This is a genomic window from Burkholderia sp. GbtcB21 (assembly GCF_019091065.1).
In the GTDB taxonomy this organism is placed as follows: Bacteria; Pseudomonadota; Gammaproteobacteria; order Burkholderiales; family Burkholderiaceae; genus Burkholderia; species Burkholderia pyrrocinia_C.
The window spans coordinates 68488-93633 of the sequence record NZ_JAGXKA010000009.1 but is presented as its reverse complement, the minus strand read 5'-3'; the positions used below and the strand labels follow the sequence as shown (position 1 = coordinate 93633).

At 66.5% G+C, this 25146-nt stretch carries 24 protein-coding genes; 6 read left to right on the top strand and 18 right to left on the bottom strand.

Annotated elements, in window-relative coordinates; all coding sequences use genetic code 11:
- Positions 1–139: 139 nt before the first annotated feature.
- The 11 genes from KVT39_RS20910 to KVT39_RS20860 form a co-directional block, all read right to left on the bottom strand.
- Positions 140–895, bottom strand: coding sequence for an ABC transporter ATP-binding protein (locus KVT39_RS20910; protein ID WP_131946230.1), 756 nt, complete (start codon positions 893–895; stop codon positions 140–142).
- A complete protein-coding gene (locus KVT39_RS20905) occupies positions 895–2679 on the bottom strand; it encodes an ATP-binding cassette domain-containing protein (protein ID WP_217590104.1) in 1785 nt (594 codons plus the stop codon). Before KVT39_RS20905 ends, KVT39_RS20910 begins: the two co-directional genes overlap by 1 nt.
- A 4-nt stretch (positions 2680–2683) precedes the next feature.
- On the bottom strand, positions 2684–3739 hold the full coding sequence (locus tag KVT39_RS20900; protein WP_217590103.1) for a branched-chain amino acid ABC transporter permease: 1056 nt from the start codon (positions 3737–3739) through the stop codon (positions 2684–2686).
- A gap of 201 nt (positions 3740–3940) precedes the next feature.
- Positions 3941–5098 carry an ABC transporter substrate-binding protein gene (locus KVT39_RS20895; RefSeq protein ID WP_105390369.1) on the bottom strand — a complete coding sequence of 386 codons (1158 nt, stop codon included), beginning with the start codon at positions 5096–5098 and terminating at the stop codon, positions 3941–3943.
- 77 nt (positions 5099–5175) lie between these two features.
- Positions 5176–5721 carry a hypothetical protein gene (locus KVT39_RS20890; RefSeq protein WP_217590102.1) on the bottom strand — a complete coding sequence of 182 codons (546 nt, stop codon included), beginning with the start codon at positions 5719–5721 and terminating at the stop codon, positions 5176–5178.
- Positions 5722–6218: 497 nt separating this feature from the next.
- Positions 6219–7193, bottom strand: a complete 975-nt coding sequence (locus KVT39_RS20885; protein ID WP_034183981.1) for a branched-chain amino acid ABC transporter permease — start codon at positions 7191–7193, stop codon at positions 6219–6221.
- Positions 7193–8077 (bottom strand): branched-chain amino acid ABC transporter permease, encoded by an 885-nt coding sequence (locus tag KVT39_RS20880; protein ID WP_034183825.1) that lies wholly within the window; start codon positions 8075–8077, stop codon positions 7193–7195. The genes KVT39_RS20885 and KVT39_RS20880 overlap by 1 nt, the downstream gene beginning before the upstream one ends.
- Positions 8078–8205: 128 nt before the next feature.
- A complete protein-coding gene (locus tag KVT39_RS20875; RefSeq protein ID WP_034183824.1) occupies positions 8206–9405 on the bottom strand; it encodes an ABC transporter substrate-binding protein in 1200 nt (399 codons plus the stop codon).
- A 77-nt stretch (positions 9406–9482) separates the two neighbouring features.
- Entirely contained in the window at positions 9483–10238 is a 756-nt protein-coding gene (locus KVT39_RS20870) for an ABC transporter ATP-binding protein (protein ID WP_034183823.1), read from the bottom strand.
- Positions 10235–11014, bottom strand: coding sequence for an ABC transporter ATP-binding protein (locus KVT39_RS20865; protein ID WP_006477266.1), 780 nt, complete (start codon positions 11012–11014; stop codon positions 10235–10237). Before KVT39_RS20865 ends, KVT39_RS20870 begins: the two co-directional genes overlap by 4 nt.
- Positions 11015–11461: 447 nt before the next feature.
- Entirely contained in the window at positions 11462–13147 is a 1686-nt protein-coding gene (locus tag KVT39_RS20860) for a GMC family oxidoreductase (RefSeq protein WP_175748285.1), read from the bottom strand.
- Between the two features lie 410 nt (positions 13148–13557).
- On the opposite strand from KVT39_RS20860, the gene KVT39_RS20855 reads away from it, so the two are divergent.
- Together KVT39_RS20855 and KVT39_RS20850 are read left to right on the top strand one after the other, a co-directional pair.
- Complete coding sequence (locus KVT39_RS20855; RefSeq protein WP_072442645.1) at positions 13558–14457, top strand: LysR family transcriptional regulator; 900 nt, start codon at positions 13558–13560, stop codon at positions 14455–14457.
- Positions 14458–14651: 194 nt separating this feature from the next.
- Positions 14652–15185 (top strand): class IV adenylate cyclase, encoded by a 534-nt coding sequence (locus KVT39_RS20850; RefSeq protein WP_105390365.1) that lies wholly within the window; start codon positions 14652–14654, stop codon positions 15183–15185.
- 80 nt (positions 15186–15265) lie between these two features.
- On the opposite strand, the gene KVT39_RS20845 is transcribed toward KVT39_RS20850, so the two are convergent.
- A complete protein-coding gene (locus KVT39_RS20845; RefSeq protein ID WP_006408082.1) occupies positions 15266–15751 on the bottom strand; it encodes an Lrp/AsnC family transcriptional regulator in 486 nt (161 codons plus the stop codon).
- Between the two features lie 106 nt (positions 15752–15857).
- Between KVT39_RS20845 and phhA the strand changes: the two genes are divergently transcribed.
- Together phhA and KVT39_RS20835 are read left to right on the top strand one after the other, a co-directional pair.
- Entirely contained in the window at positions 15858–16784 is a 927-nt protein-coding gene (gene phhA / locus KVT39_RS20840) for a phenylalanine 4-monooxygenase (RefSeq protein ID WP_217590101.1), read from the top strand.
- Positions 16785–16855: 71 nt separating this feature from the next.
- Complete coding sequence (locus KVT39_RS20835; RefSeq protein ID WP_258170498.1) at positions 16856–17233, top strand: 4a-hydroxytetrahydrobiopterin dehydratase; 378 nt, start codon at positions 16856–16858, stop codon at positions 17231–17233.
- A gap of 92 nt (positions 17234–17325) precedes the next feature.
- Here the strand turns inward: KVT39_RS20835 and KVT39_RS20830 are convergent, their stop codons facing one another.
- A complete protein-coding gene (locus tag KVT39_RS20830) occupies positions 17326–17556 on the bottom strand; it encodes a DUF3717 domain-containing protein (RefSeq protein WP_034183818.1) in 231 nt (76 codons plus the stop codon).
- 122 nt (positions 17557–17678) lie between these two features.
- On the opposite strand from KVT39_RS20830, the gene KVT39_RS20825 reads away from it, so the two are divergent.
- Together KVT39_RS20825 and KVT39_RS20820 are read left to right on the top strand one after the other, a co-directional pair.
- The gene (locus tag KVT39_RS20825; RefSeq protein ID WP_006401494.1) at positions 17679–18371 is read left to right on the top strand and encodes a response regulator transcription factor; all 693 of its coding nucleotides are present in this window, start codon (positions 17679–17681) and stop codon (positions 18369–18371) included.
- A 116-nt stretch (positions 18372–18487) separates the two neighbouring features.
- A complete protein-coding gene (locus KVT39_RS20820) occupies positions 18488–19972 on the top strand; it encodes a sensor histidine kinase (protein WP_034183979.1) in 1485 nt (494 codons plus the stop codon).
- Between the two features lie 131 nt (positions 19973–20103).
- Here the strand turns inward: KVT39_RS20820 and KVT39_RS20815 are convergent, their stop codons facing one another.
- From KVT39_RS20815 to KVT39_RS20795, 5 genes are all read right to left on the bottom strand, one after another.
- Positions 20104–20634 (bottom strand): SET domain-containing protein, encoded by a 531-nt coding sequence (locus tag KVT39_RS20815; protein ID WP_034183817.1) that lies wholly within the window; start codon positions 20632–20634, stop codon positions 20104–20106.
- A 179-nt stretch (positions 20635–20813) separates the two neighbouring features.
- Entirely contained in the window at positions 20814–21926 is a 1113-nt protein-coding gene (locus KVT39_RS20810) for an NADH:flavin oxidoreductase/NADH oxidase (protein WP_034183816.1), read from the bottom strand.
- 213 nt (positions 21927–22139) lie between these two features.
- Positions 22140–22850: a glutamine amidotransferase gene (locus tag KVT39_RS20805; RefSeq protein WP_034183978.1), complete on the bottom strand. Its 711-nt coding sequence runs from the start codon at positions 22848–22850 to the stop codon at positions 22140–22142.
- Between the two features lie 28 nt (positions 22851–22878).
- Positions 22879–23517, bottom strand: coding sequence for a MarR family winged helix-turn-helix transcriptional regulator (locus tag KVT39_RS20800; protein ID WP_034183815.1), 639 nt, complete (start codon positions 23515–23517; stop codon positions 22879–22881).
- Positions 23518–24024: 507 nt separating this feature from the next.
- Positions 24025–25140 (bottom strand): YbdK family carboxylate-amine ligase, encoded by a 1116-nt coding sequence (locus tag KVT39_RS20795; RefSeq protein WP_034183814.1) that lies wholly within the window; start codon positions 25138–25140, stop codon positions 24025–24027.
- Between the last annotated feature and the right edge of the window lie 6 nt (positions 25141–25146).

The window sequence follows — 25146 nt, the reverse complement described above, 5'->3', positions numbered from 1 at the left end:
GAACTTCCGACTATTCCCCCCGACACTTATCCCCTGGCCGCGAACCACCGGCCATCGAGACATTGCTCCAACCCCACAAACAAAAACGGCGTGTTTCACGTGAAACACGCCGTCCGTTTCCCGCCAACCGCCGCGACTATCAAGCCGTCTTCTTCGCCAACCCGAGGTACGTTTCGATCACGCGCGGATTCTGCGCAAGTTCGGCCGCCGGCCCTTCCAGCGCAAACTCGCCCGTCTCCAGCACATAACCGTAGTCGGAGATCTGCAACGCGGCCCTGGCGTTCTGCTCGATCAGCAGCGTTGCAACGCCCGTACCGCGCAACGCACTGATGATATGAAAGATCTCCTTCACGATCAGCGGCGCGAGCCCGAGGCTCGGCTCGTCGAGCATCAGCAGGTCGGGCTTGCCCATCAGTGCGCGGCCGACCGCGAGCATCTGCCGCTCGCCGCCTGACAGCGTGCCGGCCGCCTGTTTGCGCCGCTCCCTCAGCCGCGGAAACAGCGCGAACACGTGATCGAGCTGGTCGAGGAAGTTCGATTCACCAGCTTGCTTGCGCCGATACGCGCCCAGCACGAGGTTGTCCTCGACCGTCATCGTGCTGAACAGCTCGCGCTTTTCCGGTACGAGGCACATCCCGCGCGCGACCCGCTGCTCGACCGGCAATGCGCCGACGTCGTTGCCGCGATACACGACCGCGCCCGACGCATGCCCGGTCACCGGCAGCGCGCCCATGATCGCGTTCAGCAGCGTCGATTTGCCTGCGCCGTTCGGGCCGATCACGCTGACGATCTGCCCCGCACCGACCTTGATCGCCGCGCCGTGCAGCGCCTCCACTTTCCCGTACCGGACTGCCAGCCCGCGCACGTCGAGAATCGGCATCGTTGTGTCCGTCATCACTCCACCCCGCCCAGATACGCTTCGAGCACCGCCGGATCCTGCTGCACGTCCTGCGGCAGACCTTCCGCGATCCGCGTGCCGAACTCCATCACCACCAGCCGGTCGGTGAGGTTCATCACGAAGTCCATGTCATGCTCCACGAGCAACACGCTCATGCCTTCCGCCTTCAACCGTCGCAGCAGGTCGGCGAGTTGCTGCTTCTCCTGGTAGCGCAGCCCGGCGGCCGGCTCGTCGAGCAGCAGCAGTGTCGGGTCGCAGCACAGTGCCCGCGCGATTTCGAGAATCCGCTGCTGGCCGAGCGCGAGGCTGCCTGCTTCGTCGTACATGTGCTTTTCGAGCCCGACGCGACGGATCTGGCGTGCCGCTTCGGCCAGCAACTGCGCTTCCTCGTGTGCATTGAGCCGCGCGACGCTGCGCCAGACACCGGTATGGCCGCGCAAATGCGCGCCGATCGCGACGTTCTCGAGCACCGTCATCGCCGGCAGCAGCCTCACGTGCTGGAACGTGCGACCGATGCCGCGCCGGACGATCTGGCGCGACGTGAGCCCGTCGATGCGTTCGCCGCGGAACGTGATCGCGCCGCCTGTCGGTTTCAGCACGCCCGTCACGAGGTTGAACGTGGTCGACTTGCCGGCGCCGTTCGGGCCGATCAACCCGATGATCTGCCCTGCTTTCACGTCGAAGCTGACGTCGTTGACGGCCACGAGCCCGCCGAACTGCTTGCGTGCGTTGTCGACGACGAGCAGCGGCTCGCCGGCCGCGGGCTTCGCGCGCTGCGGCAACGGTTCGGCGTGCTCGGGTACATGCGCGCGCGGCCCACGCGGGAACAGCCTCGCGACGAACGGCCACACGCCCTGGCGCGCGTACTGCAGCAGCAGCACCATCAGCACGCCGAACACGATGATCTCGAAATTGCCTTCCGAGCCGAGCAGCTTCGGCAGCAGCGTCTGCAGGTAGTCCTGCAGCACGGTGAGGATCGCTGCACCGAGCACCGCGCCCCACACGTGCGACACGCCGCCGACCACGGCCATGAACAGGAATTCGATCCCGTGGTTCAGGCCGAACGGGGTCGGGTTCACCGCGCGCTGCAGGTGCGCGTACAGGAAGCCCGACACAGCTGCCAGCACGGCCGCATAGACGAAGATCACGACGCGCATCCACGCGGTGTTCACGCCCATCGCCTCGGCCATCACGCCACCGCCGCGCAGCGCGCGGATCGCACGGCCCGGCCGGCTGTTCAGCAGGTTCTGCACCGACACGATCGCGGCCAGCACGACGGCCCAGATCAGGAAATACAGGCTGCGGCCGCTTTCGAGCGTGATGCCGAACAGGTTCAGCGCCGGAATCCCGTTGATCCCGTCGTACTTGCCGAGCAGTTCGAGGTTGCCGAACAGGTAGAACAGCGCGAGGCCCCACGCGATCGTGCCGAGCGGCAGGAAGTGCCCGGACAGCCGCATCGTGACCACGCCGAGCACGAGCGCGACGAGCGCCGTCAGCACGACGCCGACGATCAGCGCGAGCCACGGCGACACACCGTAGCGCGTCGTCAGGAACGCGGTCGCATACGCGCCGATGCCGACGAACGCGGCCTGCCCGAAGCTCGTCATCCCGCCGACGCCCGTCAGCAGCACGAGCCCGATCGCGACGATCGCATAGAGGCCGATGTAGTTGAGCAGCGTGATCCAGTACTCGGGCACCTGCAGCGCGCCGGGCAGCACCGGCAGCGCGAACAGCACCACGAGAAACACCCAGAAGGTCTTGTTGCGTACCATCGTCTTCATCGCGTCACTCCTCTTCCTCTTCCGCGTGCGGCGTCACGAAGCTCCGCCACAGCAGCACCGGAATGATCAGCGTGAACACGATCACCTCCTTGTATGCGCTCGCCCAGAACGACGAATACGATTCGAGCACGCCGACGAGCAGCGAGCCGGCGGCCGCGAGCGGATAGCTGACGAGGCCGCCGATGATCGCGCCGACGAAGCCCTTCAGGCCGATCAGGAAGCCGGAGTCGTAGTAGATCGTCGTCAGCGGGCCGACGAGGATCCCGGACAGCACGCCGAGCCCCGCCGCGAACGTGAACGCGAGCCGCCCTGCTTCGGTCGTGCCGATGCCGACGAGCTGCGCGCCGAGCCGGTTCACCGACGTCGCGCGCAGCGCCTTGCCGGCGATCGTGCGGCCGAAGTACACGTAGAGCGCACCGATCAGCACGAGCGCCGTGACGACCACCAGGATGCTCTGCACCGACACCGTCATGCTGCCGATCGACAGCGACGCATCCGAGAATCCGTTGGTGCGCGAGCCTTCCGCACCGAACATCACGAGCCCGAGGCCGACCATCGCGAAATGGACGGCGACCGACACGATCAGCAGCAGCAGCGTCGTGCCCTCGGCGATCGGCTCGTACACGAGCCGGTAGACGAACGGCCCCATCGGCACGACGATCGCGAGCGTCAGCGCGATCTGCGCGAGCATCGGCATCGGCTGCACGGCAAAACTGCGCGTGATCGCGAACACCGCTAGCGGCAGCAGGATGTAGCGGCTGCCGAGCGTCGCGAGCGTGCGGCCGAGCTGATGGCGCCGTTCGCGATGCCGGATCAGGCCGCCGACTTCGAGCAGGAAGCACGCGACGCCCATCACGAACAGCAGCCAGCAGGTGGCGGGAAATTTCTGCGCCTGCAACGCCGCAAGCGTCAGCGCACCGTAGGCGACGAATTCGCCCTGTGGAATGAAGATCACCCGCGTGACGGAAAACACCAGCACGAGCGCCAGCGACAGCAATGCATAAATGGCGCCGGTCGTGATGCCGTCTTGCGCGAGGATCGCCGCAATCGAGAGATCCATACGTGTCTTGTATCGAGAATGCTGCGGAAAAACGGCGACGGGAACAACCGGCGCGCACGGACGGCAAGATCGGCGCGTCGGCGCGCCACGCGGCGAGCCCCGGTGGTTCCATGCGGCACGGGCGCGGCCCGTCAGGCCCGGCGCCCTGCCGACGGCGTGCACGGCGCCGTTCGCGCCGCGCACGCCGGTTTCACGTGATGCTTACTCGGCCTGCAGCTTCCACTTGCCGTCGACGATCTGCACCATCACGCGCGCACGCGTGTCGAAGCCGTTGTGATCGGTCGACGTCATGTTGATCACGCCGTGCGACACGGGCAGATCCTTGACGCTTTCGAGCGATGCGCGCAGCGCCTCGCGGAATGCCTCGCTGCCCGGCTGGCCCTTCTTCAGCGCTTCCGGAATCGCGCGCTGCAGCAGCAGCCCCGCATCCCACGCATGGCCGCCGAACGTCGCCAGCGAGCCCGCGCCGTAGGCCTTCTCGTATGCGGCCTTGTAGCCGAGCGCCGCCTTCTTCACCGGGTTCGAATCCGGCAGCTGGTCGGTCACGAGCACCGGACCGGCCGGCAGGATCTCGCCTTCGCAGTCCTTGCCGCACACGCGCAGGAAGTCGTTGTTCGCGACGCCGTGCGTCTGGTACACCTTGCCCTTGTAGCCGCGCTCCTTCAACGTCTTGGCCGGCAGCGCGGCCGGCGTGCCGGAGCCGGCGATCAGCATCGCATCCGGATTCGAGCCCATCAGCTTCAGCACCTGCCCCATCACCGATGCATCGGTGCGGTTGAAGCGCTCGTTCGACACGATCTTGAGGCCGTTCTTCTCGGCCGCCGCGCTGAACGTCTTGTACCAGCTGTCGCCGTACGCATCGGCGAAGCCGATGAAGCCGACCGTCTTCACGCCGTGCTTCGCCATGTAGCCGGCGATCGCGTCGGCCATCAGCTGGTCGTTCTGCGGCACCTTGAACATCCACGCGCGCTTCGCGTCCATCGGCGCGATGATCTGCGCGCTCGCCGCGAGCGAGATCGTCGGCGTCTTGCCCTGCGACACGGGGTCGAGCATCGCGAGCGAATTCGGCGTGACGGACGAACCGATGATCGCGTCGACGTGGTCTTCGTCGATCAGCTTGCGCACGTTCTGCACCGCGCGGCTCGTGTCGGACGCGTCGTCGAGCACGATGTACTGCACGCTCTTGCCCGCGATTTCCTTCGGCAGCAGCGCGATCGTGTTCTTTTCCGGAATCCCGAGCGACGCGGCCGGCCCGGTGGCCGACAGCGTCACGCCGATCTTCACCTGCGCCGACGCCGTAGCCGCCGCGCACACGAGGCCAGCGGCAAGCACGGCCTCCATCCATCGATTCATCTTCATTTACGTTGTCTCCAAACGCTGCTCGAAAAATCCGCGGGTCGCTCGGGCGGCTCCCGTTTCCCAAACAAGTTAATAATTTAACTATCTCTGATTGCCGCGCCTACGCTCGTTTTCCCGTGAAACGCCGCCACCGTGGCAGGATCCTGACGGCGCGGCGCGTGCGCGTGCGTATACATCGCGGCCGACACGTTCGTTCGACTGCCACGATGCGCAGCAGCAGTGTCGCCGGGATGAAGAAGGCAAAGAAATGCGGGATCGCGCGGGCGATCGATGCGTGCGCAACGATCGCCGGAAGGTGCGCCGGCCAGGCTCGGCCCGGCCACGCGCGCCGGCGGCGAAAGATCGGAAAAGCGGCGGTTCATGCCGAGACGGGTGCGAGCGCAACGACCGGCGAAGGCGCCATGCCGGCGAATCGCGCCGGAACGCGCGTACCGGCCGCAGGACGGCTCGGGAAGGCCGGGAAATACCGATGCGCACCCAATGACGAACGAGCGGCGCCAGCCGCCCTTCCTGCCCCGATCCATCGTCCTGCGCTGCTCATCCAACCGTACTCCCTCTTCTGCATTGTGCTTGTAGGAGAACTGCCGACCGATTTTCCCGACCGTGCGGTCGGCGAAAGCCAAGTGTAACGGACGCGTTTCGCGCACGCCAACCGGGTAAGCCCGGACAGCCTGCGCATCGCAACACGCCGTCTGCGACCGGATTGCGGGAAAGGGAAAAGCGGGGGACGCGGCGAAGCGCGGAAAAGACGCGATGCGAACGCAAGCGCGGAATACGGCAATTGCGCAGGCCGATGCACCATCGGTGGAAATCCGTGCACGCAAATGAAAAAGCGCTGTTGGATTCCGTCCAACAGCGCTTTGGGGTCCGGGCACTTTGTGCCTCGATTGTCTCCTCGTTCTCCACCTGCAAATTCGTTTCGCGGTGCATCAGAATTGAAGTGAATCTTAAAGAGGCTTAAGCACCACGGCAACTTAGCATTTACCCCTATGGTGCATCGCCGCACGAAAATGGGGCACCAGCCTGCCGCGCGGCACCGTCTCGAGCCCGCTGCAGCGCCGTTCCGGAGCGCGCCGGATGGTGCTTCGCATCAACGTGCGGCGACGCATGCGGCACACGCTCAGGACGCCCTGAGCGGCTTGATCCGCGCGACCATCTCGCCGACGATGCCGCGCCGGAACGCGAGCACGCACGCGATGAAGATCAGCCCGGTGACGATCGTCGTCGATTCGCCGAGCGAATGGAACCACGCGACGCCCGTCGTCGACGCGAGCCATTCGCCGATGTCGCCGAGCCGGTCTTCCAAAGCGACGATCAGCGCCGCGCCCAGCAATGGCCCGAACAGCGTGCCCATCCCGCCGACGAGCGTCATCAGCACGACGAGGCCCGACATCGTCCAGTGCGCATCGGAGAGCGTCTCGAAGCCGAGCACGAGCACCTTCAGCGAGCCGGCCAGCCCCGCGAGCGCGGCCGACAGGATGAACGCGAGCAGCTTGAAGCGGTCGGTGTCGTAGCCGAGCGAGATCGCGCGCGCCTCGTTCTCCTTGATCGCGACGAGCACCTGCCCGAACGGCGAATGGACGACCCGCACGATGAACGCGCACGCGGCGACGACCACCGCCAGCACGACGTAGTACAGCGTGACGTCGTTCGTCAGGTCGAGCAGCCCGAACAGGTGGCCGCGCGGCACGCCCTGCAGGCCGTCCTCGCCGCGCGTGAACGGCGCCTGCAGGTAGATGAAGTAGACCATCTGCGCGAACGCGAGCGTGATCATCGCGAAGTAGATGCCCTGCCGGCGGATCGCGAACAACCCGACGACGAGCCCGAGCAGCGTCGCGGTGACGGTGCCGACGAGCACGCCGAGCTCCGGCGTGAAACCGAGCGTCTGCATCGAATAGCCGGTCGTATAGCCGGCGGTCGCGAGGAACATCGCATGGCCGAACGACAGCAGCCCCGTATAGCCGATCAGCAGGTTGAACGCGGCCGCGAACAGCGCGAACGTGAGCACCTTCATCACGAAGACCGGATACGCGCCGATGAACGGCGCGGCGAGCAGTGCGGCGAGCAGCACGCCGTAGAGCACTTTTCTCTGCATCATTTTTCCTTGCCGAAGAGGCCCGCCGGGCGGAACAGCAGCACGATCGCCATGATCACGAACACGACGGTGGCCGACGCTTCGGGATAGAACACGCGCGTGAAACCCTCGATCACGCCGAGCATCAGGCCCGTGACGATCGAGCCGAGGATCGAGCCCATCCCGCCGATCACGACCACCGCGAACACGGTGATGATCATCGGCTGGCCCATCAGCGGCGACACCTGGATCACCGGCGCGGCCAGCACGCCCGCGAACGCAGCGAGCGCGACGCCGAAGCCGTAGGTGAGCGTGATCATCATCGGCACGTTCACGCCGAACGCCTCGACGAGCTTCGGGTTCTCGGTGCCCGCGCGCAGGTACGCGCCCAGGCGCGTCTTCTCGATCACGAACCACGTCGCGAGACACACCGCGAGCGACGCGACGACGACCCACGCGCGATAGTTCGGCAGGAACATGAAGCCGAGGTTGGTTGCGCCGGAAAGCTGCGACGGCACGTCGTACGGCTGGCCCGACGCGCCGTAGATCGAGCGGAACACGCCCTCGACGACGAGCGTCAGGCCGAACGTCAGCAGCAGCCCGTACAGGTGATCGAGCTTGTACAGCCAGCGCAGCATCGAGCGCTCGATCGCGATCCCGAACGCACCGACGACCAGCGGCGCCAGCACGAGCATCGCCCAGTACGGCAGCCCGAGATACGACAGCCCCATCCACGCGAGCATCGCGCCCAGCATGAACAGCGCGCCGTGCGCGAAGTTGATCACGTTGAGCAGCCCGAAGATCACCGCGAGCCCGAGGCTCAGGATCGCGTAGAACGAGCCGTTGACGAGCCCGAGCAGCAACTGGCTCAGCATCGCCGGCAACGGAATGCCAAAGATTTCCATCGACTTAGCCGTCAGAATGAGTTTCGTTGCGTGCGCAACCTTTCTGCATTGCACACGCGGGCGGCGCAGCGGGCACATCGCTGCAGCCGCCACCGCGCGGCGCGCCCCTGCGCGCCGCTACGTCGCACTTACTTCCACATCGCGCAGCGCGTTTCCTGCTTGGTCGTGAACGCCTGTTCGCCCGGAATCGTCGCGATCACCTTGTAGTAATCCCACGGCTCCTTCGATTCGGACGGCTTCTTCACCTCCATCAGGTACATGTCGTGGATCATGCTGCCGTCCGCGCGGATATAGCCCTTCGCGTAGAAGTCGCTGATCTTGATCTTCTTCAGCTCGGCCATCACCTTGTCGGAGTCGGTCGTGCCGGCGGCCTGCACGGCCTTCAGGTAGGTCGTCACCGACGAATAGTCGGCCGCCTGCAGGCTCGACGGCATCTTCTTCATCTTGCCGAAGTAGCGCTGCGCCCACTGGCGCGATGCCGCATCGCGGTTCCAGTACCAGCTGTCGGTCAGCACGAGGCCCTGCGTCGTCTCGAGGCCGAGGCTGTGCACGTCGTTGATGAACATCAGCAGCCCGGCGAGCTTCATCGTCTTCGTGATGCCGAATTCCTTCGCGGCCTTGATCGCGTTGATCGTGTCGCCGCCCGCGTTCGCGAGGCCGAGGATCTGCGCCTTCGACGATTGCGCCTGCAGCAGGAACGACGAGAAATCCGACGCGGACAGCGGATGCCGCACCGCACCCAGCACCTGTCCGCCGCTCGCCTTCACGACGTCCGACGTGTTCTTCTCGAGCGCCTTGCCGAACGCGTAGTCGGCGGTCAGGAAGAACCACGTCTTGCCGCCCTGCTTCACCACCGCCGAGCCGGTGCCTTTCGCGAGCGCCATCGTGTCGTACGCATAGTGCACTGTGTACGGCGTGCACTCCTCGTTCGTCAGCGTGTCCGCGCCCGCACCGATGTTGATGTAGACCTTCTTCTTCTCCGCGGCGAGCTTGGCCATCGCCAGCGCCGTCCCCGAATTCGTGCCGCCGACGAGCAGGTCGAGCCCGCCGCGGTCGATCCATTCGCGCGCCTTCGACGCGGCAATGTCCGCCTTGTTCTGGTGATCCGCGTACACGACCTCGATCGGCTTGCCGAGCACCTTGCCGCCGAAGTCGGCGACCGCCATGCGGATCGCCTCGAGGCCGCCCTGCCCGTCGATGTCCGCGTAAAGCCCCGACATGTCGGTGACGAAGCCGATCTTCACGGTATCCGCGGCATGCGCGGCGCCGGCAGTGAACGCGGCGGTCGCGAGCGCGAGACAGGCGTGTGCGAGGGTCTTCATTTTCATTGACGTCTCCTGTTGTTCTGATGCGTTGTGGTTATTCGAGGGCCGCCACGGCTAGCGGCAAGGGAAACGGGGCGGCGTCACACCCCGAGCAGGTCGTGCAGCGTCGGCATCTTGCTTTCCAGTTCGGCCGCGAGGAAATGCTCGACGATGCGGCCGTGCTCCATCACGTAGAAGCGGTCGGCAAGCGGCGCGGCGAAGCGGAAATTCTGTTCGACCATCACGATCGTGTAGCCGCGCGCCTTCAACGCGACGATCATCCGCGCGAGCGCCTGCACGATCACCGGTGCGAGGCCTTCGGAAATCTCGTCGAGCAGCAGCAGGTTCGCGCCGGTGCGCAGGATCCGCGCGACCGCGAGCATCTGCTGCTCGCCGCCGGACAGCCGCGTGCCCTGGCTCTGCCGGCGCGACGCGAGGTTCGGGAACATCGCGTAGATCTCGTCGAGCGACATCGCATGCTCGCGCGACCCGATCGGCGGCGGCAGCATCAGGTTCTCCTCGCACGACAGGCTCGAGAAGATTCCGCGCTCCTCCGGGCAGTAGCCGATACCGAAATGCGCGATGCGGTGCGTCGCGAGGCCGATCGTCTCGTTGCCCGCGACCTTGATCGACCCGCTGCGGCGCCCCGTGAGGCCCATGATCGCGCGCAGCGTCGTCGTGCGGCCCGCGCCGTTGCGGCCGAGCAGCGTGACGACCTCGCCGCGATGCACTGTCAGGTCGACACCGTGCAATATGTGGGATTCCCCGTACCAGGCCTCCAGGCCCGTGATCTCCAGCGCGGGCGTACCGCTCTCGACGCCGCTCAATTCGCGTTCCTCCCGTTCGCTGTGCTTCATGCGTGCGCCCCCGCGAGCGCCGCATCGGCACTGCCCATGTAGGCCTCGATGACGAGCGGATTCTTCGACACTTCCGCATACGAGCCTTCGGCCAGCACCTCGCCGCGTTGCAGGACGGTGATCGTGTCGGAGATGCCCGCGATCACGTTCATGTTGTGCTCGACCATCAGGATCGTGCGGCCGCTCGCGACCTTCTTGATCAGCGCGGTCACGCGGTCGACGTCCTCGTGGCCCATCCCCTGCGTGGGCTCGTCGAGCAGCATCAGTTCGGGCTCCATCGCGAGCGTCGTCGCGATCTCGAGCGCACGCTTGCGGCCGTACGCGAGTTCGACGGTCGGCACGTGCGCGAAATCGGTGAGGCCGACCTGCGTGAGGAGATCCATCGCGCGATCGTCGAGCCGCTTCAGCGTGCGTTCGCTGCGCCAGAAGTGGAATTCGGTGCCGAGCGCGCGCTGCAGGCCGATGCGCACGTTCTGCAGCGCGGTCAGGTGCGGGAACACGGCGGAGATCTGGAACGAGCGGATGATGCCGCGCCGTGCGACCTGCGCAGGCCGCTCGTCGGTGATGTCGATCCCGTTGAAGACGATCTGGCCGGCCGTCGGTGTCAGGAACTTGGTGAGGAGGTTGAAGCAGGTCGTCTTGCCCGCGCCGTTCGGCCCGATCAGCGCATGAATCGCGCCGCGCCGCACACGCAGGTTGACGCCGTTCACGGCGGTGAAACCCCTGAATTCCTTCGTCAGTCCGCGTGTTTCCAGAATCGTGTCGCCGAGAATCATGTTCCCTTCCGTACGAAGTCAGGCGAAGCACCGGGAAGCGTGGCGCAAGCGGCCGCGAACAGGTCAGCGGATCAGCCGGCTGCCCCCGGGCGCCGTGGTACGCCTCGAGGGTGGTCTCCCGCGCCGACGCGTATGCACATTGCGCAACATTGTCGCGCCGTTGGTGCAGTGCAATCATCGGGATTTGCACTTATAGGGCTGGCCGCGATGCCGCATGCGGCCATGCACGGTTTTTCGCCACGCTTTTTTGGCACGTGCATCATCGCTTGTTGACCGCCCGCACGGCGCAGTACACGTGCAATTGAAAAAGCAGCGCGGCTTGCATGGATCTTGCCGTTCGAACCGCCGCAACAGGCATGGCCGCTGCAACGGCACGGCAGCTTGTTTCGCATATCGAATCAGCAGGCGCCCGCATGACGGCCCGCTGTCGCGCGTGTCAGCGTGCCGTCATGCGGCCGTCACCGTGGCCTCCGTTCGCACCGGCGTCGCGTCGCGCGCCGCGCGGCGATCGGCACGAATCATGTCGCTCGCGCGCTCGGCGATCATCAGCGTCGGCGAATTGGTGTTGCCCGACGTAATGAACGGCATCACCGATGCATCGACGATCCGAAGCCCCGCGATGCCGCGCACGCGCAGCCGGCTGTCGACCACCGCGCGCTCATCGTCGGCACGCCCCATCCGGCAGGTGCCGACCGGATGGAAGATCGTCGTGCCGACGGCGCCCGCCGCTTCGATCAGTTCGGCCTCGGTCCGATACTGTGCGCCCGGCAGGATTTCCTCGGGACGATAGCGCGCAAGCGCCGGCGCGGACGCGATCCTGCGCGTGAGGCGCAGCGCGTTCGCGGCGACATGGCGATCGTGGTCGGTCGACAGATAGTTCGGCGCGATCGCGGGCGCGATGCCCGGATCGGCGCTCGTCACATGCACGCTGCCGCGCGACGTCGGCCGCAGATGGCAGACCGATGCCGTGAATGCGTTGAAGCTGTGCAGCGGCTCGCCGAAGCGTTCGAGCGACAGCGGCTGCACGTGGTATTCGAGATCGGGGCGCGTGAGCGCGGGATCGTCTGGATCGGATTTCGCGAACGCGCCGAGCTGCGACGGCGCCATCGACATCGGCCCGCGCTGCAGCAATGCATATTCGGCGCCGATCATCAGCTTGCCCCACCAGTGCGCGGACAACGTGTTGAGCGTGCGCACGCCTTCGACGCGAAACGCCATCCGCAACTGCAGGTGATCCTGCAGGTTTTCGCCGACGCCCGGCAGATCCTGCACGACGTCGATGCCGAGCGCCTGCAGCCGCCGGCCGCAGCCGATACCCGACAGTTCGAGCAGTTGCGGCGAATTCACGGCACCGGACGTCAGCAGCACTTCCGCACGCGCCCGCGCGACATAATCGGCGCCGCCGCCGTGATACTCGACGCCGACTGCGCGCTGCCCTTCGAAGATCACGCGCTGCGCCTGCGCGCCGGTGATCACGGTCAGGTTCGGGCGCGCCATCGCGGGCCGCAGGAACGCCTTCGACGTATTCCAGCGCACGCCGCGCTTCTGGTTCACCTCGAAATAGCCGACCCCGGAATTATCGCCGCGGTTGAAATCGTCGGTCGCCGGGATGCCCGTCTGCTGCGCGGCCTGCGCGAACGATTCGAGGATCTCCCAGCGCAGCCGCTGCTTCTCGACGCGCCAGTAGCCGCCCGCGCCGTGCGCGTCGCTCGCGCCCGCATGGTGATCCTCGCTGCGCTTGAAGATCGGCAGCACGCTGTCCCACGACCAGCCTGCATCGCCGGTTTCCTGCGCCCAGCTGTCGTAATCCTCGCGCTGGCCGCGCATGTAGATCATCCCGTTGATCGACGAGCAGCCGCCGAGCACACGGCCGCGCGGATACGACAGCGCGCGGCCGTTGAGCGCCGCTTCGGGCTGCGTCTTGTACAGCCAGTCGGTGCGCGGGTTGCCGATGCAATACAGATAGCCGACCGGGATATGGATCCAGTGATAGTCGTCCTTGCCGCCCGCTTCGAGCAGCAGCACGTGGATGTCGGGATCCTCCGTCAGGCGGTTCGCGAGCACGCAGCCTGCGGTGCCCGCGCCGACGATCACGTAATCGAATTCGCCTTCGAGCGTGCGTTGAGTAGTCACTGTTTGTCTCCTGTCGACCAGCGTTGGCGCTTTAGCGCTTACGCTGGTCCCATGGCGTGGCTGGATGGAGTTAGCGCTTCAGCGCTTACTCCATCCCCACGGCGGTCGACCAGCGTTAGTGCTTTAGCACTTACTCGGGTCCCATGGCGTGGCTGGATGGAGTTAGCGCTTACGCTGGTCCCATGCAATCTCGTTGTTTTATCCCGCGCGCTGCGATACCGCGCATCATTTCCAGCATAGTGCGTCACGGCGGGTGTCTGCAGCAGCGCCCGCCTGCCCTGCCATACCCCCGGCCAGATGCCGGCCGGAACGCGCCGGGCGACGCGACCGATGAAGCGTACTCCGGCTGCCGGCCGCCGATCCAATGAGTTATGCTGAACTGCGTTATAAGCAGCGCTCATATCACGACGATGGATCTCACCCTGCTCCGCGCGTTCGCGACGGTCGCGCGCGAAGGCAACCTGACGCGCGCCGCCGCGCAACTGCACCTGACGCAGCCGGCCGTCAGCCTGCAGATCAAGCATCTGCAGGAAACGCTCGGCGTCACGCTGTTCACGCGCACGTCGCGCGGGCTCGCGCTCACGCGCGACGGCCAGACGCTGCTGCCGCATGCGGAACGCGCGCTCGCCGCGGCCGCCGACGTGCAGCGCGCCGCGGCTGCGCTGCGGCACGAGGTGCGCGGCCGGCTGCGGATCGGCACGATCCTCGATCCGGGTTTCCTGCGGCTCGGCGGCTTCCTGCGCGCGCTGGTCGAGACCCATCCGCAGATCGAGACGGCGCTGCGGCACGGGATGTCGGGCTGGGTGATCGAACAGGTGCGCGCACAGGCGCTCGACGTCGGCTACTACATCGGCCGGCCGGGCGAGGACGATCAGCTCGACGGCGCGCTGTTCCACACCGTCACGCTCACGCATTTCCAGTACCGCGTGCTCGCGCCGGCCGGCTGGAAGGAGCGCGTGCAGCGCGCACACGACTGGCGCGCGCTCGCCGCGCTGCCGTGGATCTGGACGCCGCCGGCATCCGCGCATCACCGGCTGCTGTCGCGGCGCTTTGCGGAAGCCGGCGCGCAGCCCGTGAAGGTCGCCGAGGTCGATCAGGAGCAGTCGATGCTCGACCTCGTCAAATCGGGCATCGGGTTGACGCTCGCGCGCGACTCGACCGCGCTGGCCGAAGCGCATGCGCACGCGCTGACGATCGTCGAACGCGTGACGGTGCCGACCGAACTGACGTTCGTGACGCTCGCCGAGCGGCGCGACGAGCCGGCGATCGCAGCCGCGCTGCGGCTGATCGAAGCCCAGTGGGCGATATGAGCGGTGCTGATGAAGGCGCAGCCGCCGCGGGTCGCGGGTCGCGGGTCGCGGGTCGCGGGCCACGCGCCGGACACCGGCGTCGCGCGCAACACGCGTCATCTCGCCGCCCCCTGCCCGTCGTCACGCCGCCGTCCCCGCCTTTTTGCTAGATTGTGCGTTCGCACACCGCGAGACCCCGATTGAAGGAGACCCGCATGGCCCGCAACATCGAGATCAAAGCCCGCGCCCGCGAATTCGACCAGCTGCGCGAACGCGCGGCGACGCTCGCGGCCGAAGCGCCGCTGTTCTACCGCCAGCAGGATTTCTTCTATGACGTGCCGCGCGGCCGGCTGAAGCTGCGCCGCTTCGAGGATGGCACGCCGGCCGAACTGATCTTCTACCAGCGCGACGACCGCGACGGCCCGAAGGCGTCGTACTACACGCGCAGCCCGGTGACGAATCCCGACGCGATGCACGCGCTGCTCGCGACCGCGCTGACCACGCGCGGGATCGTGACGAAGGAACGGCACGTGTACCTCGCAGGCCGCACGCGCATCCACCTCGACCGCGTCGACGGCCTCGGCGACTTCATCGAACTGGAAGTCGTGCTCGGCCCCGACGACGACGAAGCCGGCGGCGAGGCCGAAGCGCACGACGTGTTCACGAAGCTCGGCGTGTCGCAGGACGATCTGGTCGCGGTCGCGTACGTCGACCTGCTGAACGCCGACACGCCGCACGAAACGGCCTGATCCGGCCCCGCCGGCGACGGTGCGGCACGCGCCGCCTGGGGCCGGTTCCCGCTAAGAGCGGGCTTGCTCTGGCCGCCGCGTCACGCGGCGCCGGGCGCCAGGTGCGCGAGCGGCAGCGCGCCGTTGCGCTTGAAGGTCGTCAGCACGATATTCGAGCGCACGCTGTCGACGCCCGGTACGCGCATCAGCTTCTTCATCACGAACTGCGACAGCGCGTTCAGGTCGGGCGCGACGATCCGCAGCAGGTAGTCGGCATCGCCCACCACCGCATGGCATTCGAGCACTTCCGGCAGCACGTCGATCTGCTGCTGGAACTGCTCGATGATCGAATCGCCGTGGTGCTTGAGCTTCAGGCTCGTGAACGCGGTGACGCCGAGCCCGAGCTTTTCGGGCCGCAGCATCACGCGGTAGCCTTCGATCACGCCGGCCGCCTCGAGCCGCTGCAGCCGCCTGCCGATCTGCGACGGCGACAGCGGCACCTCCTCGCCGAGCTGCTGATGCGTCGCGCGACCGAAGCGCTGCAGCACGTCCAGCAGCGCGAGATCGAAGTGATCGAGTTCCAGCATGAGCATTCTCCGCATTGATTCGTTATTTGATGCGAGATTATCGCATCATCAGGCAAATCAACGCCAACTTTGCGCCCATTCCGCGCGAAGGCCGCTCTACACTTGCATGGTTCCCAACCACAGCGTGCAGAGCCTGATCATGTCCACCGTCGTCACCGCGAAACTGCAGGAGCAGTTCGACGCGGGCCTCGAAACCCGCGCAGATTTCACCATCGACCAGCCGCTCGAACGCTACGGCCAGGTCGACCATGCGGTGTGGAAGCAGCTCTATGCACGCCAGTCGGCGCTGCTGCGCGGGCGCGCCTGCGACGCGTTCGTCGCGGGGCTCGGCAAGATCGACCTGCCGGCCGATCGCGTGCCGTCGTTCGCGGACGTGAACCGCCAGTTGAAGCCCGCGACGGGCTGGGAGATCGTCGCGGTGCCGGGCCTCGTGCCAGACCGCGTATTCTTCGGGCATCTCGCGAACCGGCGTTTTCCGGTCACCTGGTGGATGCGCCGTCCCGACCAGCTCGACTACCTGCAGGAACCCGACTGCTTCCACGACCTGTTCGGCCATGTGCCGCTGCTGATCGACCCGGTGTTCGCCGACTACATGCAGGCGTACGGCCGCACCGCGCTCGCGGTCGCCGACGACGAGGCAGCGCTTGCGCGGCTCGCTCGCCTCTACTGGTATACAGTTGAATTCGGGCTGATCCGCGACCCGCGCGGCACGAACGGGCTGTCGATCTACGGCGCCGGGATCGTGTCGAGCAAGGGCGAGAGCCTGTACAGCCTCGAAAGCGCGGCGCCGAACCGGCTCGGCTTCGACCTCGAACGCGTAATGCGCACGCAGTACCGGATCGACACGTTCCAGAAGACCTACTTCGTGATCGACGATTTCGCGCAGCTGTTCGCGCTCGCCGACGTCGACGGCCGCGCGCTGGCCGACCGGCTCGCGGCCCTGCCCGAATTCGCGGCCGGCGCGGTGCTCGATACCGACCGCGTGCTGCATCGCGGCACGGGCGAAGGCTGGCCCGACGACGCCGACGCGTAACGCGCCAGCGCGCGCCGGACGCCGGGTGCCCGTCGCCCGTCCCCGGATGGCCGTCCCACAACTATGAAACAATGACCGGTGCCGGCTGCGCCGCGCGGCGCAGCCGCGCACGAGCGCCGTTACCGAACGAGAGGTGCAAGATGATCCACAAGCTCACATCAGAAGAACGCAAGACCCGGCTCGAAGGCCTGCCGCTCTGGACGGCCGTGCCGGGCCGCGACGCGATCCAGCGCAGCCTGCGCTTCGCCGATTTCAACGAAGCGTTCGGCTTCATGACGCGCGTCGCGATCAAGGCGCAGGAAATGAACCACCATCCTGAATGGTTCAACGTGTACAACCGCGTCGACGTCACGCTGTCGACCCACGACGCCGACGGCCTGACCGAACGCGACATCGAGCTCGCGCTGTTCATCGACCGCGCCGGCGCGCACGCGAAACCCGCCGCCTGAGCCCTCCCTCTACCGCCGCGCATCGTTCGGTGCGCGGCGCGTCAACTTTTCATTTCGCTGAACGTTTTCTAGGATGTAGTCAGCGAAAGCCTTCAGCTTTCCAAGCCATCCTTAAGCCGCACGTAAGTCTCGTACGCTTTCCGCGCCTTGGGGTCCAAACCTTCCAGTTGCAGCGCGCTTTCGCGCTGTACAATCAGCAGCGCATACGGCTTGGAGAGCGCGCTGGCCTCTTCGCAGAGTTTGAGTTCGTCGCCGCTCGACGGCGAGCGGGCGCGCCAGAAATTGATCGCGGCTTCAAGGTCGTTGATCGAAATATCGGACATGATTGGATTTAATCGTTCGCTGGCCGCCATGCTTGATGTCACGCGATGCGGCGCCCCTGTGGAAACGGCTTCGTGCTGTCCGCGTGCCTGAACCGCCAACCCATTGTACTTGAGCGAACTTCATGCGACTCCTTCTGATCGAAGACGACCGCCCCATCGCACGCGGTATCCAGAGCAGCCTCGAGCAGGCTGGCTTCACCGTCGACATGGTGCATGACGGCATTTTTGCCGAACAGGCGCTGGCACAAAACCGCCACGAACTCGTGATCCTCGACCTCGGCCTGCCGGGCATCGACGGAATGACGCTGCTCACGCGCTTCCGCCAGACCAACCGCCACACGCCCGTGATCGTGCTGACCGCACGCGACGAGCTGAACGACCGGATCCAGGGCCTGAACTCGGGTGCCGACGACTACATGCTCAAGCCGTTCGAGCCGGCCGAGCTCGAAGCGCGCATCCGCGCGGTGATGCGCCGCAGCGGCCCGCACAGCGACATGCCGCGTCCGGAAGTGTCGCTCGGCGGCGTCCGCCTGTCGGGCGTCGACCGCCGCATCTTCAACGACGACAAGCCGCTCGAACTGTCGCCGCGCGAATTCGCGGTGCTCGAGATGCTGCTGCTGCGTCACGGCCGCGTCGTCAGCAAGGCCCAGTTGCAGGATCACCTCACGCACTTCGGCGGCGATCTCGGCGATACCGCGATCGAAGTCTATGTGCACCGCGTGCGCAAGAAACTCGAGCAGTGCCGCGTCGAAATCGTCACGGTGCGCGGCTTCGGCTACCTGCTGCAGGAAATCCGCCAGACGGCGAGCGTCTGAGCAGCCGCACACCGGCCGGCCGCGTGCCGCCGGCATGTGTGCCCTGCTCCGCGTCGCCGCCCGGCGCACGACCGCGCCGCTCCCCGTGAGCGGCGCTTATCCATTTGCCCGTCGAAATGTCTCCTGATCCGGCTGTGACCACCAGCCTGCGCCGCTCGCTGCTCCGGCGCCTCGCCGCACCGCTGTCGATGCTCGCGCTGATGAGCGGCCTGATCGCCTACTGGCTCGCGTGGCAATACACGCAGCACGTGATCGACCGCTCGCTCGCCGATCTCGCGACCGCCATCTCGAAACAGATCCAGATCGCCGGCCCCGATGCGCCGTTCACGGTGCCGCCGCTCGCGCAGGCGATGTTCTCCGATCCGGCCGAAGCGCTGATCTACCGAATCAGCGACGGCGAACAGGAACTCGCCGGCGATCCGAAGCTGCCGCTGCGAGGCATCAACGTGCGCCGCATGCATCACGCGTACGTGTTCGAGGCCGAGTACGACAACCGTGCGGTGCGCGTCGCGCAGGTGCGCGTCGACGATGTCGAAGGCGGCAAGCCGATGGTCGTCGAGGTCGCGCAGCCGGTGCGGCACCGCTACCGGATCGCGGCCGAATTCCTCGTCGCGATCATGATGCCGCTGCTGCTGCTGCTGCTCGCGGGCTGGGGCATCGTGTGGCGCGTCGTGAACCAGCAGCTCGGCCCGCTCACGCATCTCGCCGATTCGCTGAACCGGCAGACTCACACGTCGCTGGAACCGGTCGACGAAACCGAGGTACCGCTGGAGATCCGGCCGCTGACGAGCGCGATGAATGCGCTGCTCGGCCGCCTGAAGACCGCGCTCGACGCGCAGCGCAAGTTCATCGCCGATGCCGCGCACCAGTTGCGCACGCCGCTCACGGCCGTGAAGCTGCATGCGGAGCAGGCGGCCGTCGCACGCGACCCGCACCAGACCTTCGCCGCGGTGCGCGAACTGCGCGCGGCCGCCGACCGCGCGGTGCGGCTGTCGAACCAGTTGCTGTCGCTCGCGCGCGCGGAGCCGGGCGAACAGGCCGCGCGGTTCGTCGACGTCGACCTCGCGGCGATGGCGTTCGAAACGGGTGCCGAGTGGGTGCCGCGTGCGCTCGCGTCGCATGTCGACCTCGGCTTCCAGCGCAGCGACGACCCCGGCGACGACGAGAAGCTGATCGTGCGCGGCAACCCGGTGCTGCTGCGCGAGGTGATCGCGAACCTGCTCGACAATGCGCTGAAATACGTGCCGCTCGCGCGGCCGGACGGCGCGCGGATCACGGTGAACGTCGCACGCAGTGCGCTCGAAGACGGCCAGCCGGCCGCCGAGATCGTCGTCGAGGACAACGGCCCGGGTGTGCCCGCGAACCAGCAGGCCGACCTGTTCAAGCGCTTCTTCCGCGGCGACGCGCAAAGCGGCAACGGCGTCGAGACGGGGGCCGGGCTCGGCCTCGCGATCGTGCACGACATCATCGCGATGCATGGCGGCACCGTGTCGTACGAGGATGCGTCGGAAGGCGGTTCGCGCTTCGTGGTGCGGGTGCCGCTCGCCCAGCGCACGGAGAAACCGGCCAGCGAAACGCCGGCCGCCGCGTCGGCGCATTGAGCGGCCATCGGGCGATTCGCGTCGGGCGAGCGTTGACCGGGCCGCCCGACGGATAAGGAAACGGGAAGGACTGCCGCGCAACGCGACGGCCGTCTGCGGAATCGGCAGCGCACGATGCGCCGCCGCCGGTTTCACTTCTTGTTTTTCTTGTCCTTCGCGCCGGACTCGGACTTGCCGTCCTTCTTGTCCTTCTTCTTTTTCTTCTTCTCGCCGTCGTCCGACGTCGCGAGCAGCGTGCCGCGGCACGAAGCCGCGCCGCAATGGCATGCGTATTCGCGCTTGAGCTTCTTCGTCAGCTTCGCGTCGATCACGAGGCCGTAGTCGTAGAACAGCTCCTCTTCCGGCCCGATGTCGCGCAGCGCGTGGATATATACGCGGCCTTTGACCTCCTCCGCTTCGCAGTTCGGCGCGCACGAATGGTTGATCCAGCGCGCGCTGTTGCCGTCGATCTTGCCGTCGATCACGCCGCCTTCGTCCAGTGCGAAGTAGAACGTATGGTTCGGCTCGCTCGGATCGTGCGGATGGCGACGCAGCGCTTCCTTCCACGAGATTCGCTCGCCCTTGTATTCCACTACGCGTTCGCCGGCCCTGATCGGCGCCACCGCGAACACGCCCTTGCCGTGTACTCCCGAGCGGCGCACCGCGATCCTGCGTGAACTCATCGAACGAATCCTTGTGAAGACGAATGAATGGAAGACAGCCGCGATCGCGACCTGGCGCGCGCCAAACGAAAACGCGGCACCGGTCGGTGCCGCGTCGGGGCATGCGGCGAATCACCCGCATCCTACACGTTCGATATTGCTTCGTTCAACATCGCGCGCAATATTGCGCGCTCGACGCGTCAACGCTGGCCGAACGCGATGTCGCCGAACAACGCCTTGTGCTCGCGCGGCTGCGAGCGCCAGTACTGCGGCGGCGCCGTCACCTGCGCACCGAGCTCGGCCGCCGCGTGCCACGGCCAGCGCGGGTCGTACAGCATCGCGCGCGCCATCGCGACGAAATCGGCATCGCCGGCCTCGATGAGCCGGTCCGCATGCGCGGGCTCGTTGATCAGGCCGACCGCCATCGTCGGCATGCCGACCGCACGCTTCACGGCCTGCGCGAACGGCACCTGGTAGCCGGGCGACAGCGGAATCTTCTGCAGCGGCGACACGCCGCCGGACGACACGTCGATCCAGTCGCAGCCACGGCGCTTCAGTTCGTGCGCGAACGCAATCGTGTCGTCGAGCTCCCAGCCGCCTTCGACCCAGTCGGTCGCGGACACGCGCACGCCGACCGGCCGGTCCTCCGGAAACGCCGCGCGCACGATCTCGAAGATCTCGAGCGGAAAACGCATCCGGTTTTCGCGCGAGCCGCCGTATTCGTCGGTGCGCCGGTTCGCGAGCGGCGACAGGAACTGGTGCAGCAGGTAGCCGTGCGCCGCATGCACTTCGATCGCGTCGATGCCAAGCCGCGCGGCACGCTTCGCGGCAGCCGCGAACGCATCGCGGATCCGGTTCAGGCCCGCGGCGTCGAGCGCGAGCGGCGGCGTCTCGCCTTCCTTGTGCGGTACGGCCGACGGCCCGTGCGGCAGCCAGCCGCCGTCGGCGACGGACACGAGCTGACCGCCCTGCCAGGGCACGTCGCTCGACGCCTTGCGCCCCGCATGCGACAACTGCATCGCGACGCGGACCGGCGAATGCTTGCGGATCGCGGCCAGCACGGGCTTCAGCGCGGCTTCGGTTACATCGTCCCAAAGGCCGAGGTCGCCGTGCGTGATGCGCCCGTCGGGTTCCACCGCAGTCGCCTCGATGCACAGCAGGCCCGCACCCGACAGCGCGAGATGGCCGAGGTGAATCATGTGCCAGTCGGTCGCTTCGCCGCGTTCGGCCGAATACTGGCACATCGGGGAGATCACGATCCGGTTCGGAAGGGTCACGCCGCGCAGCGTGAACGGGGAAAACAGCGCAGTCATGGAAGCCGCTCGCCTGGAAAGGGAAAGAGCGGACGAGCGTAGCACGCAGGCTCGAAGCGTGCAGATGGCCCAAACGATAGTAAGCGGATGGTCAGGTACGACCGGCAGCAGGTTGCCGGCGCGGCAGGAACCGCGTTGCAAGCAGCGATGCGCCGGCCTGCAACGGATGCGGGCCGGGCCAAGGATTCGCGGCGAACGGCGCCGCCCGCGGCGTCACAGCCCGATGCTGTCGAGCCACTCCGCGAACATGCGCCGCGCGGCCGTCTCGAGCGCGGGGCCGTGTTGCGCGGTATCGGCGCGCAACTGACGGGCGTCGATGCCCGGCGTCGCCGCGATTTCGCCGGCGTTCCCGATCAGCCAGGGTTCGAAGCGGTCGGTGCGGATTTCCGGATGGCATTGCAGCGCCAGCACGTGCTGCCCCCATGCGAATGCCTGGTGGCGGCAGGCCGGCGTCGATGCGAGATGGATCGCGCCGCCCGGCAGGTCGAACGTATCGCCGTGCCAGTGCAGCATCGATGTCGCCGCGCCATCGAGATGGCGCAACGGCGACGCACGGCCGGCATCGGTGAGCGTCAGCGGCGCCCAGCCGAGTTCGTGCTGCGCGGCCGGATAGACGCTCGCACCGAGCGCACGGGCGATGAACTGCGCGCCGAGGCAGATACCGAGGATCGGCAGCCCAGCGTCGATGCGCTGGCGCACGAGCGCCGCGAGCGGCGCGATCGTCGGATACTGCGCATCGTCGTACACGCTGAGCGGCCCGCCGAGCACGACGAACAGCGACGGCTGGAGCACGTCGAGCACCTCGAACCGCGACGACCCGACGTCTACATAGCGCACCCGCCGGCCCCGTTCGCCGAGCACCTGCTCGAAGCTCCCGAGATCCTCGAAATGCACATGGCGGATCGCCACGACTTCAGCGTTCATCATCGGCCTCCCGGTCGATCGACGGACGTCAGCCTGCGAAAATCTTCCAGGTCTTCTTCTGCGTCGCCGCGTCGGCTTCTTCCTGCACCGAGCAGTCGAGACGCAGGTCGCTGTCGGCCATCGAGATGTCGAGCGCCGCGCAGTAATGCACGGTCTTCTTCGACAGCTTGCCCGGCTGGAAGTGGGCGCACGTCACGCACATGCGCTGCGGCGGCGTCGCGCCGGCCACCTGCAGCTCGCGCAGCGTCTTCAGCAGCGCGCGATACAGTGCGCCCTGCTCGTCCGCGCCGAGCTTGCCGACCGCTTTCGTCAGGAATTCAGGCCATTGCAGCGCCTTCTTCGCGGCCGTGCGGCCACGGGCCGACAGGCGCACGGCCAGTGCGCGGCCGTCGTCCAGCGCACGACGCTTCTCGACGAGCCCCTTCGTCTCGAGCGTGCTGACCGCATCGCTCGTGGTCGCCGCGGTGAGCTGCGTCTCGCGCGCGATCTCGCCGAGCCGCATCGGGCCCTTGCGCTGCAGCAGCAGCACGAGGATCTCGCCCTGCGTCGGCGTCAGGCCCGCGCCTTCCGCCCAATCCCATGCCTGGCTTCGCATGGCCGTACTCAACCGCAGCAGGCTGTGGGTGACACGTCCCGAAGCCTGGTTCCCGTAAACGCCTTCGCTCATAGTCTTTTCGCTTTGCCGCCGCCCGGAATGCCGAGCGGCCGTAGTGTGGAGATCGAATGTCCATCTCAAAACAGACGCGCTCTTGCGAGTGCGTCAGCACGGCCGTCGCGAGGCACACGCGGCGGTCGCATTCGCGGCGACCGGTGAGACACGCGTCGTTCCGGTGTCCGCAAAGCCGACATTCTAAGCGAGAGCGGAAAATCGCACAGCTAAGTTATCCCCTGCATTCTGTGGAAAATCGCTGGATAACTGAATTTTTTCGTTGTGCCTGCAATGCCGCGCACCCGCGGAACGGGGCGCATCGGCATTTTCCTGTTCGGATCGGCCATCGGGGGAATGGCAATGATCCACCGGGTTATCCCGCCCGCAGAGCGTTGACTTTGCAGAGGAATGTCGGGTTATCCACAGATTTTCAGGGCGACTGGCAACGATTTCGGCCTGAAACCGGGCCGACCGTCGTTCAGCGAATCGCGACGCGGTCGAGCCTGTAATCTGCAAAACATTTTTTCATTCGCGCCAGCGTAAGCACTGCTGCCGGACCGTTTCGTTCAGCGATTTTTCCTGTTTGAAAACGGTTCTCAACCACGATGCGTCGTTCACGCGCGCCTTGGCAAGCGCGCCGATCTCGTCGAGCGCCGCGCGCGAACCGAGCGCGGCCGCATGCGGCGCGATCCGGTCGAGCGTGTCGAGGATGTCTTCTGCGATCGTGCGGCGTTCACCCGTCTGAGGATTCACGCAGGTGCCCTCGAGCCCGAAGCGGCACGCTTCGAAACGGTTGAACGTATAGACGAGGTAGTCGTCCTCCGACAGCTTCAGCGGCCGGTCGGTCAGCAGGTAGCGCGCGAGCGTCTGGATGTAGCAGGCGATCGCCGCCGCGCGGTCGACCGACAGCGGCGTATCCATCACCCGCACCTCGATCGTCCCGTAGCCGGGCTTCGGGCGGATGTCCCAGTAGAAGTCCTTCATCGAGTTGACGACGCCCGTGTTCACCATCTTCATGAAGTACTCCTCGAAGCTGTCCCAGGTCAGCACGAACGGCGCGCGGCCCGACAGCGGGAACGCGAACACCGAATTCAGGCGTGCCGAATGGAAGCCCGTGTCGACGTTCTGCACGAACGGCGACGACGCGGACAGCGCGATGAAGTGCGGAATGAAGCGCGACATCGAGTGCAGCAGGAACAGCGCGCTGTCGGGATCGGGACAGCCGATGTGCACGTGCTGGCCGAACACGGTGAACTGTTTGGCCAAATAGCCGTATAGCTCCGAGATGTACTGGAAGCGCGGCGCATCGTAGATCTGCCGGTCGCTCCATTGCTGGAACGCGTGCGTGCCGCCGCCGGCGAGCCCGACGTTGAGCTGGTCGGCCGCCTTCACGAGCACGTCGCGGATCGCATGCAGCTCGCTGACCGCCTGCTCGTGCGAATGGCAGATGCCGGTCGACAGCTCGATCATGCTCTCGGTGATTTCGGGCGTGATGTTGCCCGGAAAGGTCTCGCCCTGGATCAGGCGCATCAGGTCGGATGCAGCCTTGGTCAGGTCGTAGTTGTGCGTGTTGACGACCTGGATCTCCAGTTCGACACCGAACGTGAACGGTTCGGAATTGACGAAGGTTTCGAGTGCCATGGCAGG

Bases quoted from the DNA above. Each gene is read 5' to 3' on its own strand.
- KVT39_RS20910 (WP_131946230.1), bottom strand. From the start codon at position 895: ATGACGGACACAACGATGCCGATTCTCGACGTGCGCGGGCTGGCAGTC.
- KVT39_RS20905 (WP_217590104.1), bottom strand. From the start codon at position 2,679: ATGAAGACGATGGTACGCAACAAGACCTTCTGGGTGTTTCTCGTGGTG.
- KVT39_RS20900 (WP_217590103.1), bottom strand. From the start codon at position 3,739: ATGGATCTCTCGATTGCGGCGATCCTCGCGCAAGACGGCATCACGACC.
- KVT39_RS20895 (WP_105390369.1), bottom strand. From the start codon at position 5,098: ATGAAGATGAATCGATGGATGGAGGCCGTGCTTGCCGCTGGCCTCGTG.
- KVT39_RS20885 (WP_034183981.1), bottom strand. From the start codon at position 7,193: ATGCAGAGAAAAGTGCTCTACGGCGTGCTGCTCGCCGCACTGCTCGCC.
- KVT39_RS20880 (WP_034183825.1), bottom strand. From the start codon at position 8,077: ATGGAAATCTTTGGCATTCCGTTGCCGGCGATGCTGAGCCAGTTGCTG.
- KVT39_RS20875 (WP_034183824.1), bottom strand. From the start codon at position 9,405: ATGAAAATGAAGACCCTCGCACACGCCTGTCTCGCGCTCGCGACCGCC.
- KVT39_RS20870 (WP_034183823.1), bottom strand. From the start codon at position 10,238: ATGAAGCACAGCGAACGGGAGGAACGCGAATTGAGCGGCGTCGAGAGC.
- KVT39_RS20865 (WP_006477266.1), bottom strand. From the start codon at position 11,014: ATGATTCTCGGCGACACGATTCTGGAAACACGCGGACTGACGAAGGAA.
- KVT39_RS20855 (WP_072442645.1), top strand. From the start codon at position 13,558: ATGGATCTCACCCTGCTCCGCGCGTTCGCGACGGTCGCGCGCGAAGGC.
- KVT39_RS20850 (WP_105390365.1), top strand. From the start codon at position 14,652: ATGGCCCGCAACATCGAGATCAAAGCCCGCGCCCGCGAATTCGACCAG.
- KVT39_RS20845 (WP_006408082.1), bottom strand. From the start codon at position 15,751: ATGCTGGAACTCGATCACTTCGATCTCGCGCTGCTGGACGTGCTGCAG.
- phhA (WP_217590101.1), top strand. From the start codon at position 15,858: ATGGTTCCCAACCACAGCGTGCAGAGCCTGATCATGTCCACCGTCGTC.
- KVT39_RS20835 (WP_258170498.1), top strand. From the start codon at position 16,856: ATGACCGGTGCCGGCTGCGCCGCGCGGCGCAGCCGCGCACGAGCGCCG.
- KVT39_RS20830 (WP_034183818.1), bottom strand. From the start codon at position 17,556: ATGTCCGATATTTCGATCAACGACCTTGAAGCCGCGATCAATTTCTGG.
- KVT39_RS20825 (WP_006401494.1), top strand. From the start codon at position 17,679: ATGCGACTCCTTCTGATCGAAGACGACCGCCCCATCGCACGCGGTATC.
- KVT39_RS20820 (WP_034183979.1), top strand. From the start codon at position 18,488: ATGTCTCCTGATCCGGCTGTGACCACCAGCCTGCGCCGCTCGCTGCTC.
- KVT39_RS20815 (WP_034183817.1), bottom strand. From the start codon at position 20,634: ATGAGTTCACGCAGGATCGCGGTGCGCCGCTCGGGAGTACACGGCAAG.
- KVT39_RS20810 (WP_034183816.1), bottom strand. From the start codon at position 21,926: ATGACTGCGCTGTTTTCCCCGTTCACGCTGCGCGGCGTGACCCTTCCG.
- KVT39_RS20805 (WP_034183978.1), bottom strand. From the start codon at position 22,850: ATGAACGCTGAAGTCGTGGCGATCCGCCATGTGCATTTCGAGGATCTC.
- KVT39_RS20800 (WP_034183815.1), bottom strand. From the start codon at position 23,517: ATGAGCGAAGGCGTTTACGGGAACCAGGCTTCGGGACGTGTCACCCAC.
- KVT39_RS20795 (WP_034183814.1), bottom strand. From the start codon at position 25,140: ATGGCACTCGAAACCTTCGTCAATTCCGAACCGTTCACGTTCGGTGTC.